At 47.4% G+C, this 15,053-nt stretch carries 14 protein-coding genes; all 14 read right to left on the bottom strand.

Annotation, left to right across the window (positions count from 1 at the left end; genetic code table 11):
* Positions 1-41: 41 nt before the first annotated feature.
* Positions 42-254, bottom strand: a complete 213-nt coding sequence (locus BpJC4_RS00750; RefSeq protein WP_151679187.1) for a YlzJ-like family protein — start codon at positions 252-254, stop codon at positions 42-44.
* Positions 251-985, bottom strand: coding sequence for a ClpP family protease (locus tag BpJC4_RS00745; RefSeq protein ID WP_151679186.1), 735 nt, complete (start codon positions 983-985; stop codon positions 251-253). The genes BpJC4_RS00750 and BpJC4_RS00745 overlap by 4 nt, the downstream gene beginning before the upstream one ends.
* Positions 986-1,110: 125 nt before the next feature.
* Positions 1,111-2,781, bottom strand: coding sequence for a ribonuclease J (locus tag BpJC4_RS00740; RefSeq protein WP_151679185.1), 1,671 nt, complete (start codon positions 2,779-2,781; stop codon positions 1,111-1,113).
* A gap of 595 nt (positions 2,782-3,376) precedes the next feature.
* Entirely contained in the window at positions 3,377-4,255 is an 879-nt protein-coding gene (gene dapA, locus BpJC4_RS00735; protein WP_151679184.1) for a 4-hydroxy-tetrahydrodipicolinate synthase, read from the bottom strand.
* A 73-nt stretch (positions 4,256-4,328) separates the two neighbouring features.
* Complete coding sequence (gene dapG, locus BpJC4_RS00730) at positions 4,329-5,567, bottom strand: aspartate kinase (protein ID WP_151679183.1); 1,239 nt, start codon at positions 5,565-5,567, stop codon at positions 4,329-4,331.
* A 290-nt stretch (positions 5,568-5,857) separates the two neighbouring features.
* Positions 5,858-6,904: an aspartate-semialdehyde dehydrogenase gene (gene asd, locus BpJC4_RS00725; RefSeq protein WP_151679182.1), complete on the bottom strand. Its 1,047-nt coding sequence runs from the start codon at positions 6,902-6,904 to the stop codon at positions 5,858-5,860.
* 116 nt (positions 6,905-7,020) lie between these two features.
* Positions 7,021-7,620 carry a dipicolinate synthase subunit B gene (locus tag BpJC4_RS00720; RefSeq protein ID WP_151679181.1) on the bottom strand — a complete coding sequence of 200 codons (600 nt, stop codon included), beginning with the start codon at positions 7,618-7,620 and terminating at the stop codon, positions 7,021-7,023.
* A complete protein-coding gene (dpaA, locus tag BpJC4_RS00715; RefSeq protein WP_151679180.1) occupies positions 7,620-8,519 on the bottom strand; it encodes a dipicolinic acid synthetase subunit A in 900 nt (299 codons plus the stop codon). Before dpaA ends, BpJC4_RS00720 begins: the two co-directional genes overlap by 1 nt.
* A 124-nt stretch (positions 8,520-8,643) precedes the next feature.
* On the bottom strand, positions 8,644-8,889 hold the full coding sequence (locus BpJC4_RS00710) for a YlmC/YmxH family sporulation protein (protein ID WP_151679179.1): 246 nt from the start codon (positions 8,887-8,889) through the stop codon (positions 8,644-8,646).
* Positions 8,890-8,954: 65 nt separating this feature from the next.
* Positions 8,955-10,193 (bottom strand): M16 family metallopeptidase, encoded by a 1,239-nt coding sequence (locus tag BpJC4_RS00705; RefSeq protein ID WP_151697417.1) that lies wholly within the window; start codon positions 10,191-10,193, stop codon positions 8,955-8,957.
* A gap of 25 nt (positions 10,194-10,218) precedes the next feature.
* A complete protein-coding gene (locus BpJC4_RS00700) occupies positions 10,219-11,232 on the bottom strand; it encodes a polysaccharide deacetylase family protein (RefSeq protein WP_151679177.1) in 1,014 nt (337 codons plus the stop codon).
* Positions 11,233-11,326: 94 nt separating this feature from the next.
* Positions 11,327-13,447 carry a polyribonucleotide nucleotidyltransferase gene (gene pnp / locus BpJC4_RS00695; protein WP_151679176.1) on the bottom strand — a complete coding sequence of 707 codons (2,121 nt, stop codon included), beginning with the start codon at positions 13,445-13,447 and terminating at the stop codon, positions 11,327-11,329.
* 240 nt (positions 13,448-13,687) lie between these two features.
* Complete coding sequence (gene rpsO / locus BpJC4_RS00690; RefSeq protein ID WP_151679175.1) at positions 13,688-13,957, bottom strand: 30S ribosomal protein S15; 270 nt, start codon at positions 13,955-13,957, stop codon at positions 13,688-13,690.
* A 130-nt stretch (positions 13,958-14,087) separates the two neighbouring features.
* Entirely contained in the window at positions 14,088-15,038 is a 951-nt protein-coding gene (gene ribF / locus BpJC4_RS00685; RefSeq protein WP_151697416.1) for a riboflavin biosynthesis protein RibF, read from the bottom strand.
* Positions 15,039-15,053: the final 15 nt, after the last annotated feature.

The raw sequence follows: 15,053 nt of genomic DNA, 5'->3' as shown, positions 1-15,053 counted from the left end.
TTTCTTGTACATATTATAGCATATCCCATATCAGTTTTGTTTTAAAACCCAGCATGCCGGACCACATTTCCAGGGGCCAATCCCGGCCGCAGGAAATCATACGGATTCGTGCTGAGGATTCTGACAATCCGGTACCCTTCATCCAGCTGCTCGGCCAAAACCGGAACGCCTTGGACATTTAACGTTTCAAAATGGCTAAAGCCCGCTTCTTCCGGAAACATGAGTTCATGTGGCATCATCGTATGGAGAATCATTGGATCAGCCCCTCTTTTTTGTTCCGCATTGTTTCAATGAGGCTGTTTAATTTTTCCAAAGCTTTGCCGATGCCGCCCACTTCATCAATCAGCCCGTACTTGACCGCCTCCTGGCCGACAATATTCGTTCCAATATCCCTTGTCAGGTTTCCTTTTGCAAACATTAAATCTTTAAAAACTTCTTCGTCCACTTTTGAATGACGCGTGACAAACTTAATGACCCTTTCCTGCATTTTATCCAAATATTCGAATGTTTGCGGAACACCGATGACAAGGCCGGTCAGCCGGATCGGGTGAATGGTCATCGTGGCGGTTTCCGCGATGAAAGAATACCGGCACGATACGGCGATCGGGACGCCGATCGAATGCCCACCGCCCAGCACGATGGATACAGTCGGTTTCGACATGGAAGCGAGCATTTCGGAAATCGCCAGCCCTGCTTCCACATCCCCACCAACTGTATTGAGGATCACCAAAAGCCCTTCAATTTTCGGGTTTTGTTCAATGGCTACAAGCTGGGGAATGATGTGTTCATATTTTGTCGTTTTATTTTGGGGCGGAAGCTGCAGATGCCCTTCAATCTGGCCGACAATGGTCAGGCAGTGGATATTAGAATCCTGCGGCAGCTGCGGAACATTTGTCTGGCCGAGCTGCTGGATTTTTTCAACAAGCGTGGAAGATTGGTTTTCTTCTTTCCGTTCTTCTTTATTCGGCAATTGCTCATCGCTCATTTTTTTAACCCCTTTAATTATTAATGTAAGGGCATAAACGCCTTTCCGCCTTATTATTTGCTTCTGAAGAATTTTCATTCAACAAAACAGCCCCGCATCGGTTTCTTGAAAGCGGGGCCGGCCCTTCAGACTTCCATAATAATCGGCAAAATCATCGGGCGCCTTTTCGTTTGTTCGTACAAAAATGAGCTGAGATGGTCGCGGATATCCTGTTTAATACTCGTCCAGTCAAACGAATCTTTGGATGTATTTTGTTCCACCACTTCTTTTACGAGGCTTGCCGAGTCGCTGATTAATTTCTCGGATTCGCGTACATATACAAACCCGCGCGAAATAATTTCAGGCCCGGCGGCAATTTTTTTATGTTTATTATCAAGTGTGACGACGACTATTAAAATGCCGTCCTGGGACAATAAGCGGCGATCGCGCAGCACAATATTGCCGACATCGCCGACGCCGATCCCGTCAATTAAAATATTGCCAGAAGCAACCCGCCCGCTGGCCGAAAATTTTCCGTGCTTATATTCCAGCACTTCACCATTGCTTGAAATCATGACTGATTCTTTCGGAATGCCGATTTGATGCGCCAGTTTTGCATGGGCGTACAAGCTTCTGTATTCCCCCTGGATCGGCACAAAAAATTTCGGCTTCATCAGATTCAGCATCAGTTTTAAATCTTCCTGGCAGCCGTGCCCTGTCACATGGATTTTCCGTTTGCTCGAGTAAACTTCGGCGCCGGCGCGGTACAGCATATCAATCGTTTTTGTCATAAATAGTTCCAATCCCGGGGAAGGTGTTGTCGCCAATAATACGGTATCCCCTTTTTGGATGTTAATCTGCTTATGGGCTTTCTTCGCCATTTTCTGCAGTACCAAAAACGGCTCGCCCTGGCTGCCCGTCGTCAATATCGCGAGCTCATCATCACGGTATTTCGAAATATCTTGCACAGGAATAATGAGGTCTTCTGTCTGCGTTTTTAAATATCCTAATTTTAAAGCAATTTTATATATTTTTTCTAAATAATTTCCTACAAAAGCGACTTTACGGCCCGTGATATGCGCCGCATCCAGGATTTGCTGAACCCTGATTAAGTTTGAAGCAAAGCTGGCTACAATGATTCTGCCTTTCGCTTCATAGAAAGCATTTGTAATTTCTTCAGCAACAGCCGACTCATGGGTGGTAAAACCTGGATGTTCCGCTTCAGTGCTGTCTGACAACAAAAGCAGCACACCCTCTTCGCCGATTTTCGCCATTTTCCCGATATCCGAACGGTAATGGCCGGTAACTTCCTGGTCAAATTTAAAATCGCCCGTGTAGACGATATTCCCTTCCGGTGTTGAAATACAAATCCCGACAGAATCCGGAATGCTGTGCGTAGTTTTGAAAAAGCGGATATCCGCCGAATCAAAATGCAAGACGCTGTCCGCATCGACTTCCGTAAATAGGATATTCTTTTTCAATCTGACTTCTTTTACTTTTTCTCTCGCAAGCGCGATGGTCAGCTTCGTTGCATAAACAGGCACATGCAGTTTCATCAGGATGTAAGGAAGGGCCCCGATGGCATCTTCGTGGCCGTGCGTCAAAAAAATGCCTTTGATGCGGTGCTTATTTTCAAGTAAATAGCTAAAATCCGGAATGACGATGTCAATGCCGAGCATTTCATCCTCCGGAAACATCAGGCCCGCATCGAGCACAAAAATATCATGGCCGATTTCCACCACATACAAATTCTTTCCGACTTCTCCAATTCCTCCTAAAGGAATAACCTTTATTGGATCATTTTTTCCTTTAAACAAATCACTATTCCTCCCATGTTGTCCAAAAAAATTGCAGAGCAGGAATCATCTTCTATTACCGATAGATTATAGGATTACCGGGCCTGTTTATTCGTCCGCGCCACTTTCGGCTCTATTTTACGGCATAAAAAAATAAGCGACTGGCTCTGCGCCATCTTCCGTTTCAAAAAAGCCCAATGGCCGTCCGTATAAAAGCTAGCACCGATTATTCAATTGTACCGTCCCAAAACCTATCCAAACGGGCGCTGTTGCCCAATCATAAAATACTGTCCGTTCCTTTCTCTTATGTATAGCTTAACCGAAAAGGGCATATTTGGTCAATGAACAGGAGAGGATATTTCAATCGACAAATTATTCACAAGCTCGACATTTGGCAGCGAAACATTTTTACATCATAGAACGATATCTAGACATGAAATTCGCTTAGCACGATTTCCGCGGCATCCGCGAGCTCTCTCTCGTTAGTTATCCCGGCACGGGGAGGCTCGCCTGGCTTACTATTCCCGCTGGAGTCTCGCGAATGTCACGTTATCTCAATGCATAAAAAAAGGGACGCCCCCAGTCAATTACTGACTTTTGGGACAACCCTGTACTTCTACCGCCGGAGATCATCCAGCAGGCGGTGGATTTGCTCCCGCTCTTCTTTTGTCAACGGGACAAGCGGCAGGCGTACACCGCCAACATCCAGCCCTTTGATTTGCAGGGCTGTTTTTACCGGCACCGGATTCGGCGCCTTAAATAAGCCGCGCATCAGCGGAAGCAGCTTTTGATGCAATTGGGCGGCTTTTCGCACATTCCCGGCCAAAAAGGCCTGCACCATCTCCTGCATTTCCGGCCCAGCAACATGGGAAGCAACAGAAATGACCCCGGAACCGCCGATTGAAAGCACCGGAATTGTCAGGCCGTCATCCCCGCTGTACAAATCAAAATCATCCGGAGTGTGGGCAATGATTTGCGCCATCGCATCCAAATTCCCGCTCGCCTCTTTTACCGCAACGATATTTGGAATTTGGGAAAGCTCAATGATGGTTTCCGGTTCAATATTGACAACCGACCTGCCCGGGATATTGTAAATGACGACAGGAAGGCTTGTGGACTCGGCAATCGCTTTGAAATGCGCATACATACCGGCCTGATTCGGTTTATTGTAATACGGGCCCACAGCCATCACGGCGTCCACACCGCATTCTTCCGCCCTTTTTGTCAATTCGATCGAAGCATATGTGTTGTTGCTTCCTGTCCCCGCAATCACCGGTACACGGCCGCCTGCAGCTTTCACAACCTGCTTGAAAAGCGCAATTTTTTCTTCAGGGGACAATGTCGGAGATTCTCCCGTTGTCCCGGCAACGACAAGTGATTCTGTCCCGTTTTCAATCAAATAATTGACAAGCTGGGCTGCCTTCTGCAAATCCAGATTCCCCTTATGGTCAAAAGGCGTAACCATTGCGGTTGAAACTCTTCCGAAACGACTCATACTTACACTCCTTCATCCGGCTGCAATCGCCGCAGCCTTTGAAACTGTATCGGCAAGGAAACTTGCCAAAATTTTACGCTTGGATATTGTATGTTTCACTTTCCAAATTAAATGCATCATGAAGGGCGTTTACAGCAGCGACGAGATCTTTCTGCATCACGAGCACCCAAATCGTTGTATGGCTGTCGGCGGACTGCAAAATACGGATCCCTTTTTCGGACAGTGCCGAAACAATCTTATACGTTACGCCCGGCACTCCTGCGATACCTGCGCCGACAATCGACACCTTGGCACAGTTCCGCTCAATGATCGGCTTGTGCCCCAATTTTTTTAACACCGCTTCGGCACGATCTGCCACATCCTCCGAAATCGTATAAACGACGCTGTTTGGAGAAATATTGATAAAATCGACGCTGATATTTTCCGCCGCCATCGCTTTGAATACAACCGTCTGCAGGTCGTACTGGCCGTCTTTGGCAAAGACTTTCACCTGTGAGATATTTGATACGTGCGCAATCCCTGTAACCGTCCGCTCCCTTATATCAGTTCCGACTTTCTGGCGGTGGTTTAAAGATGTTACAAGCGTTCCGACATCATCAGAATAGGTGGAGCGGATGCGGATCGGTACTTTTGACTGCATCGCGATTTCAACAGCGCGCGGGTGGATCACTTTCGCCCCCTGATACGCCATATTGCAAACTTCGTTATAGGTAACAACCGGAAGTTTTCGCGCGTTTTCGGCAATGCGCGGATCGGCTGTCATAATGCCTTCCACATCGGTAAAGATATCAATCCACTCAGCATGGAGCGCCGCCCCAAGCGCAGCTGCGGATGTATCGCTGCCTCCGCGTCCGAGCGTTGTAACATCACCGTTTTTTGCCGCCCCCTGGAACCCGGCAACCACAACTACATCATGATCCTCCAATTCACGCAGCACACGGTCACACTTCATGTCAATGATCTTTGCATTTGTGTGCTCGGCGTTTGTGCGAAAGCCTGCTTGGGCACCGGTCAGGGCGCAGGCTTTTATGCCGTGCGCCTTTAACATATTGGTAAACACAAGGCTTGAGATAATTTCGCCGGTGGACAAAAGCAAATCCTGTTCGCGCCTGTTTAAAAGCGTTTCGGATGCGCCGACGAGAGACAGAAGCGTGTCTGTTGCATACGGCTCGCCTTTACGGCCCATCGCGGAAACAACAACGACCACTTTATAGCCTTCTTCAAGCGCCTTTTCCACATGGTGTTTGGCATGCATTCTTGCATCATGGTCCCGTACGGATGTACCGCCGAATTTTTGGACAATTAATTTCAATTATGAACACCTCTATCGTCAACTTAAGAATAAGAGCAACTATTCCAGCATATAGCGGGTGTGATTTACTTGGCAAATCGCCCGGTTTTATGGCCCCGTGCAGTTTACTGCTCTGCCGGCAAAGCGCAGAATCCTACCCCACACTCTTTAACAGGGAATGTCTTGCCTGCTTTTTATGGAATACCCGGCAAACTGGGCCTTATGCAAAAAACCCGGCATCATTCGGAAACTTTGCTTCCTCTTTATCTTATCACCTAAGCCGCAAAATGGTTAGCCTAACTTGCGTACAATTAAATGAGTCCAAGCTTGATGAGGCTTTCCGCAATTTGCACGGAATTCCAGGCGGCCCCTTTCAGCAGATTGTCCGAAACAACCCACATGTGGAATCCGTTGCTTTCATCCGGATCTTTGCGGATCCGCCCGACAAAAGTGTCATATTTGCCAACCGCATTGATCGCCATTGGATAAATTTGCTCTTCCGGTTTGTCTTCCAGCACAACACCCGGTGCCGGCTCCAGTACTTCCTGGATATGCTTTACCGTTACGCCTTCTTTTTCGGTTTCAAAATAAACAGATTCCGAATGGCCGGTAGCGACCGGAATGCGCACACATGTTGCGGATACTTTTAACTCCGGCATATGCATAATTTTTTTCGTTTCGTTGATCATTTTCATTTCTTCAAATGTAAAGCCGTTCTCCGTAAACACGTCAATTTGTGGAATGGCATTAAAAGCAATTTGGAAATGCTTTTTATCGCCTTTAACCGGCAGCACCTGCGGCTCATAATACCCGCCTTCGAGCAATGTTTTCGTCTGCTCATTCAGTTCCCTGACCGCGGCCGCCCCCGAGCCGGATACCGCCTGATAAGTGGAAACGATGACCCGTTTCAGGCCAAACTGTTTGCGGATCGGTTCCAGCGCCACGACCATCTGGATCGTTGAACAATTTGGGTTGGCAATGATGCCGTTATGTTTTTTAATATCTTCTTCGTTTACTTCCGGTACGACGAGTGGCACATCTTTTTCCATACGGAATGCACTCGTGTTATCTATGACAATGGCACCGCGCTTTACAGCTTCAGGCGCAAATTTTTTCGAGACGCTTCCCCCCGCGCTGAATAGGGCGATGTCCACTCCTTCAAAGCTTTCAGGCACCGCTTCCTGTACTGTAATTTCTTCACCTTTAAAGGCCATTTTTTTACCGGCGGAGCGTGAGGAAGATAAAAGCGTTAATTTTTTAATTGGAAAATTCCTGTTTTCCAATGTTTGGACCATTTGCTGGCCGACTGCACCGGTTGCACCGACAACTGCTACGTGATAACCTGCTGTATTCGCCATTCAGCATTCCCCTTCCAGATACAAAACCTAATTCATCTTTATAGCTTTTATTGTATCACATGTCTTGCTGTGCCGTGTTAATTTTTTTATTTTTCCGCTCAGTTTCCGTACATTGATCATTTCCCGTCGCGGAAGCGCTCGATAATGACGGGCTGGATTTGTTTGCCCTCAAGCGCCAGCGAAACGGTGTCAAGCAGGCTCGACATCCTCGCAACCATCGAGTTCGGCTTTTTGTCGGGGTCATCCTGGCCGTAAGGAATAAAATAGATGTTTTTCGTTGCCATCAGCCGCATCAAATTGACACCGTTTAATCCCAATGCATCATTTGTCGATATGCCGAGCACGACAGGCTTCAAATTTCTGAGCGCAGCTTTTGCGGCCATCAATACGGGCGAATCCGTCAAGGCATTGGCGAGTTTGCTCATTGTAAAACCGGTCAGCGGCGCAATGACCATACAGTCGAGCGGAATGCTTGGCCCGAGCGGCTCAGCCTCAACGATTGAATCAATTGCTTTACGGCCGGTTATCTTTTCGATTTTTTCCACCCATTCCGATCCCTTGCCGAATCTCGTGTCCGTTGTTTTGACTGTGTGCGTCACAACTGGAATGACTTCCGCCCCTGCCGCCACGAGTTTCTCTATTTCCGGGAAAACGGCCTGGTAAGTGCAGTGGGAACCGGTTAATCCAAACCCGATTCTTTTTCCTTTCAAACCCATCATAAAGACTCCTTTCTTTTTAATACATCTTCTTCAATCAGCTGCGCAAGGACATTTCCGAGAATCCGGCCGGCTGTTTTCGGCGCAACAATCCCCGGCAGGCTCGGCGCGAGCAATGCTTTAATACCGCGCTTTTCGGCATATCGGAAATCCGTGCCCCCCGGTTTTGAAGCAATATCAAGAATGAGCGTATGCGCCGGCATTTTTTGAATCACCGAAGCATTGACGATAAGGTGCGGAATCGTATTGATACAGATGTCGATATCTTTCACTTCCTGCTCCAGCTGTTTCAAATGGAACGGTTTAAGCCCCATTTCCGTAATCCTGGCCAAATTCTCGCTTTTTCTCGCACCGACTTTGACACGGGCCCCGAGGTGATGAAAAGCTCTCGCAATGCTCATGCCGACCCTTCCCAGACCAAGGACGGCGACATTGGAGCCGTGAATCGTGAATTCGGTATGCCGGATCGCCATCATGATTGTCCCTTCAACAGTAGGGATGGAGTTGTAAATCGCGACATCATCCCGCTCGAACAATTTGACGAGGCGGCGATCCGCTTTTTTGGCAAGCTGATTCAAATATTCATTGCTGATGCCGGTATATATCGTGAAATACGGTGGTGTTTCCACCAAAATATCTTCCGTCAAAACGACCTCTTCGTTCGAAAAAATTAATTCTATTTTCCCGTCGCCGGCAGTTCCAGTAATCGGTAAAATGATACAGTCCATTTCGGCAAAATTGATGTCTTTAAATTTCTCTTTTGTGACGCCGGAATATACAAAATCCAGCTGTTCAAAACCGATTAGTGAGATTCTCGCGTCCAGATCCGCCAGTTTACGGATCACTTCCAGTTGGCGCGCATCCCCGCCAATAATCGCAATTTGCAGTCCTGTCAACAACGGCTTCACCTTCTTTTGTGAATGATCATTGGGTGATTTCCCCATATCTTATGACACGGGCATGGTTTCTGTGAAAAAAGGCAAAGAAAAAAGCCGGGAAAACCCCGGCGCTTTTCTTTGCCTTTTAATAACTGTATTGGTTTTCAGGAACCTCCAAAATAATCATGTCCGCGCCGATTGTCCGGATCCGGTTCCACGGAACACGGATTTCGTACGCCTGTTTCCTAAAACGCCTTCCGACCGGAATAATCAGGGTCTCGACTTTCCCGGATTTTTCATCAATTTCCAGGTCGGTCTGCCCCAATACCCCGAGCCGCTCCGCTTTTTTAAAATCGACCATTTCCTTGCCGCTTAGTTCGCTGAGCCGCATATTTCCCCTTCTTTCTAGATGGACTGTTTCCATTTTATGTCCAACAGGGAAGGGATATGCCGGTTTTAAGAAAGGCGGCCCGGCAATTTTCCGTCCGGACTGATGAGTGACGCCGAATAGCGGTCCGAGAAAATTTGCCGCGCGCAGGCATTCACTTTTTCCACCGTCACGCGGTCAATCTGCTCAATCATTTCATCAAGCGAGCGGTGCTTTTTCAGGAGCAGTTCATTTTTCCCGTTGCGACTCATCCTGCTGTTTGTGCTTTCCAGGCTGAGCATCAGGCTCCCCTTTAACTGTTCTTTGCTGTTCTGCACTTCTTTTTCCGTTACTCCTTTTGTTTTCAGCGTCTTGAGCGTTTCCAGTACAGTGTCAAAAAGTTCGTCCAGCTGAGATGCGCCTGTTCCGCCGTAAATCGTTAAAATGCCGCTGTCTTTATAAGCAGTGTGGTAAGAGTATACGGAATATGCAAGCCCCCGCTGTTCGCGCACATTTTGGAAAAGCCTGGAGGACATGCTGCCGCCCAGAATATTATTCAATACGATCAAATCGTAAATATCTTCACTGCCGATCGCCTTTCCTTCAAACCCTAAACATAAATGGGCCTGTTCCGTTTCCTTTTTGCGCGCAAGGTCATTCGTATGGAATACTGCCGCCTCGCCCCGGCGTTTCACATTTCCGCCCTCGTATGATCCGAAAAGCGCTTCGATGTCTTTGATAAACGACGGACCGACATTCCCGGCAACCGATATGACAACACGGTCAGGCGTGTACATATCATAAACGTATTGGTGGAGGTCATCGCTCGTAAACAATGCCAGCGTCTCTTCCGTCCCTAAAATCGGATAGCCAAGCGGGTGGTCCCCGTATACAGCCTTGCCGAGCAAATCATGGACAATATCATCCGGCGTATCTTCATACATTTTGATTTCTTCATTGACGACACTTTTTTCGCGTTCCATTTCCTTTTCCGAAAAGGTGGAGTGGAAGAACATATCCGCCAATAAATCGAGCGCAATCGGCGCATGCGTATCAAGTACTTTTGCATAATAGCAGGTATATTCTTTCGAGGTAAAAGCATTCACCTGGCCGCCGATCGAATCGAAGGCTTCTGCAATGTCCTTCGCGCTTCTTTTTTCTGTCCCTTTGAAAAACATATGCTCAAGGAAATGGGAAATCCCGTTGTTTTTTTCATTTTCATTTCTCGAGCCCGTGCCGATCCAAATGCCGATTGCAACCGAACGGACGGTTGGAATCTCTTCAAGCACAATCCTTAAGCCGTTTTTGCAAGTGTATTTCTGGATCATGTATGTGCCTCCCTGCTCATGCATTTCAGTCGCTGTCAAAATTTCCAGAACTGGAGCGGCGTTCATTTTCACCGCTTATAAATTTTCCATCTTCACTTTTAATGATTCTTTCTTCGTCAAGCACTTTTGAAACGGTGCTGATTTTTAAATTTTTCTTTTTTAACTGCAATATCATCGGTTCCAGCGCTTTTGCCGTTGAAGCGGTTGGATGCATTAAGATCAGCGAACCGCCGCGCGCTTCGGAAATAACGCGCTGGACAATCACATCGGGAGCCGGTTTTTGCCAATCGATCGTATCGACCGTCCACATGATCGTCCCCATATCCATAGACTTTGCGAGCTTCACGACTTCATCCCGGTAACTCCCGCTTGGCGGTGCAAACCATTTCACTTTTTCTCCTGTTATCGCTTCAATGACGCGGTTCGTCTGTTCCAACTGTTTTCTGACCTGGGCTGCCGATAAAGTTTTTAAATCGGGGTGGGTATAGGAATGGTTTCCGATTTCATGCCCCCCGCTTACAATCATATTGGCAAGATGCGGATTTTCTTTTGCCCATCTTCCCTCTAAGAAAAAAGTAGCATGGACATTGTACTTTTTTAAAGTTTTTAGCATATCCGGCAAATATTCGTTTCCCCAGGCAACATTGATCAAAAATGCGACCATCGGTTTGTCCGGGTTTCCCGTATAGACAGGGGCGGCGTCCAGGTCTTTTAAGTGGATGGCCGGGGGAATCTGCTTAAACACCAACTTACGTTCATCATAACGCCCGTCTTTCTTCATTTTTTCGTAAGATGCCCTTTTATCCACTTCTACTCCGTTGTAGCCGGGAATCGCCTTCCAAACCGGATCAATCCGCGCATTTTCAGGAGGGCGGGAATAACGTTTTGCGGCTTGTTCAATTTTTGCATATAACTGATTTTGCTGTGCCGTAATGGCAGGGCGTTCACGTATGTATTGGTCCGACAGCGGATTTTCCACAAGCAACAATGCTAGAATAGCAATCAAGGCAACTGCAATCAAGTGTTTTGCTTTATTCACGTTATTTTCCCCCTTCTTTTAAAAAATATGAAAAAAAAGGGAGACGTAGAACGGAGGCGCAGCACAAATAAAAAAAGCCAGGGTTCCCTGACTTTCATCGCGGTTTATGCTCTTTTTTCTCGCGCTGTTCTTTTAATACCGCTTTGCGGGATAAGTTGATGCGGCCGTGACTGTCAATTTCCGTCACTTTCACCAAAATTTCATCGCCGATTTTGACGACGTCTTCCACTCTGCGCACGCGTTCTTCCGCAAGTTCCGAAATATGGACAAGGCCGTCTTTCCCATTAAAAATTTCAACAAACGCACCAAATTTTTCGATCCGTTTCACTTTGCCAAGGTAAACCTGGCCGACAACCACTTCGCGGACGATGTCTTCGATGATTTTCTTCGCTTTGTTGTTTGCTTCTTCGTCCGTTGACGATATAAAGATCGTGCCATCCTGTTCAATATCGATTTTGACGCCTGTCTCGTCGATAATCTTATTGATTTGTTTGCCGCTCGGCCCAATGACATCCCTGATTTTATCCGGATTGATCGTCATCGTTAAAATTTTCGGTGCATAGATGGACAGATGGTCACGCGTTTCCGATATTGTCGACATCATATGATCGAGAATCTGCATCCTGCCTTTTCTGGCTTGCTGCAGCGCCTCTTCCAAAATTTTCCTTGACAATCCGTCGATTTTAATATCCATTTGTAGCGCAGTAACGCCTTTTGCGGTCCCGGCAACTTTAAAGTCCATGTCCCCAAGATGGTCTTCCATACCCTGGATATCCGTTAGAATCGTATAATGCTCCCCATTTTTGACAAGCCCCATTGCAATCCCGGCAACAGGTGCTTTAATCGGAATCCCGGCATCCATCATTGCAAGGGTGGAAGCGCAGATGCTTGCCTGCGAAGTGGAACCGTTCGACTCCAAAACTTCAGAAACAAGCCGGATCGTGTACGGGAACTCTTTTTCATCCGGAATGACCGGTTCCAAGGCGCGTTCTCCCAATGCCCCGTGCCCGATTTCGCGACGTCCCGGCCCTCTCATCGGCCCGGTTTCTCCTACACTGAACGGCGGGAAATTGTAATGGTGCATAAAGCGCTTCGATTCTTCAATGCCAAGTCCGTCCAAAATTTGCACATCACCTAAAGCGCCCAATGTACAAACACTTAAAGCCTGCGTCTGTCCGCGGGTAAACAGCCCCGAGCCGTGCGTGCGCGGCAAAACGCCCACTTCGGAGGAAAGCGGCCGGATTTCATCGATTTTGCGGCCGTCCGGGCGGATTTTATCGACAGTGATCAGCTTACGGACTTCCTCTTTTTCGATATCATGCAGAATCTGCTTAATCTGTTTTATCGTCTCTTCGTCGGCTTCCTCAGCCTCAAACTGCTCAAGCACCCGGTCATTGACCGCTTTGATCGCCTCTTCGCGGGCCTGCTTTTCATGCACCTGGATCGCTTTCACCATGTCTTCCCGGCACATGGAGCTGACCTTTTCCACCAGTTCCGGATCGAGTTCAAACAGTTCCACAGCCATTTTTTCTTTTCCGACTTCGGCAATAATTTTTTCTTGGAATTCAATCAGGCGTTTAATTTCTTCATGGCCGAACATGATCGCTTCCAACATCACTTCTTCCGGCACTTCCTTGGCGCCGGCTTCAACCATGTTGATGGCATCTTTTGTACCAGCAACGGTTAAATTGATGTCGCTTTTTTCCATCTGTTCAACCGTCGGATTAATGACGAACCGGCCGTCAACCCTTCCTACAATGACGCCGGCAATCGGGCCTTCAAACGGAATATCCGAGCAGCTCAGCGCAAGAGAGGAACCAAGCATAGCCGCCATTTCCGGCGTGCAATCTTGGTCGACGCTCATCACCATGCTGACGACCTGCACTTCATTACGGAAACCATCGGCGAACAGCGGGCGGATCGGCCTGTCAATCAAACGGCTTGAAAGGATCGCCTTTTCACTCGGGCGCCCTTCCCGTTTAATGAAACCGCCCGGGATTTTCCCGACAGCGTATAAGCGTTCCTCATAGTTTACCGTCAACGGAAAAAAATCTACATTTTTCGGTTCTTTTGAGGCGGTTGCCGTACTGAGGACAGCGGTTTCGCCATAGCGGACAAGTGCGGCGCCGTTCGCCTGTTTCGCGAGCTGGCCGATTTCCACAGTGAGCGGACGACCGGCCCAGTCTATCGTATATATGTGTTTGTCCTGTGCCATATAGAAAAAATTCTCCTTTCTTATTTCTTACTATTGTTTCACATTCAATCTAAAGATAAGCATGGGGTGATGATTCATATTAGAGAATCAAATCGTATTGCTATGTATGTACAGGCCGCACCAGGATGGGAAGGAGAAACCAGGCGGCGCTTCGGATACATCCGGCGGCGGAGAAAAGGGGAGATATAAACATTGCAAAAAAGCGGGAATGATCCCGCTTTTTTGCAACCTGCATTTTATTTATCGGCGCAAGCCTAACCGGTTAATCAATTCACGGTAACGCTGCACATCTTTATTGCGCAGATAAGTCAACAAATTACGCCGTCTCCCAACCATTTTCATCAAACCGCGGCGGGAATGATGGTCTTTTTTATGGACACGCAAATGATCGTTTAATTTGTTGATTTCTTCCGTCAATACAGCAATTTGCACTTCCGGAGAACCGGTATCGTTCTCGTGGATTTTAAATTGGTTGATGATTTCATTTTTACGTTCTTTTGAAATCGCCATACTGTTCACCTCCTCAACTTCAATCCCCTTGTGCCGAGCAGGCGTCGGTGGGTCGCACTGCCAAGCATAGGTTCCTGTTACTGTTACTGTAATAGAATACTACTTTTTAAACCAAAACACAAGTGGAAGTTCAATATTTTTCAAAGTAGCTTCTTGCGGCTTGCTCATCCCTTTTCATTTCCTCAATCAAATCCTCCACGCGGTCAAATTTCTTCTCTTCACGGATCCGTCGAAGCCACCTGACAATAACTTCTTCCCCGTAAATCGTCTCGGAAAAATCCAGCAAATACACTTCAGTCGTTTTTTCGTATTCGTCCGGATTTTTGAAAGTCGGGTTGTACCCGACGCTGCATAAGCCGTTATGCCAGACATCCCCGACCATCATTTGCACAATATAAACGCCGTTCGGGGGAAGCATATACGGATCGGGCAATTGGATGTTTGCGGTCGGAAAGCCGAGCTGACGGCCCCTTTTTTCCCCGTGGACGACGACCCCCTTGATTTCATAATAGCGCCCAAGCAAGCGTTCCACGTCCCTGACTTTTCCTTCTCTTATTTTTGTCCGAATTAAAGTCGAGCTGACCTTTTCTTCCGAATTTTCAAGTACGACTTTCCCGACTGTTGTAATCGTGAAACGTCCGTTTGCGTATTCCGGCAGGTTTCCCATATTCCCTTTGCCAAACTTGCCGTATGTATAGTCAAAACCGGCCACAACATGTTTGGCCCCCAGCACGGCCAAATATTGATCGACAAATTGCTGCGGCAAAAGATTTGCAAAGCTGGAGGTAAACCGTACGATAAATAAATAGTCTATGCCGAGTGCCTCTATCAATTTGATTTTATCCCCGAGCGGTGTGATCAATTCGATTCCTTCTTTTTTTTTCCCAAGTACAACAGAAGGATGGGGCTCGAATGTCATTACCGCGCTTTTCCAGCCGTTCTGCTCCGCAATTTCCCTCGCTGTCCTGATCACTTTTTGGTGGCCAAGGTGGATACCGTCAAAATAGCCCAAAGCGATTGCAAGCGGGGGAAAATCGCCGGGGCGGAAGGAATGGGGATGATGAACCGTCAATACTTTCAATGTTTCTCACCTTTT

Source organism: Weizmannia acidilactici, from assembly GCF_008974185.1.
Taxonomy (GTDB): domain Bacteria; phylum Bacillota; class Bacilli; order Bacillales; family Bacillaceae_C; genus Weizmannia; species Weizmannia acidilactici.
Note: the sequence above shows the minus strand (reverse complement) of the source record. Positions and strands in the feature narration are given on the sequence as shown.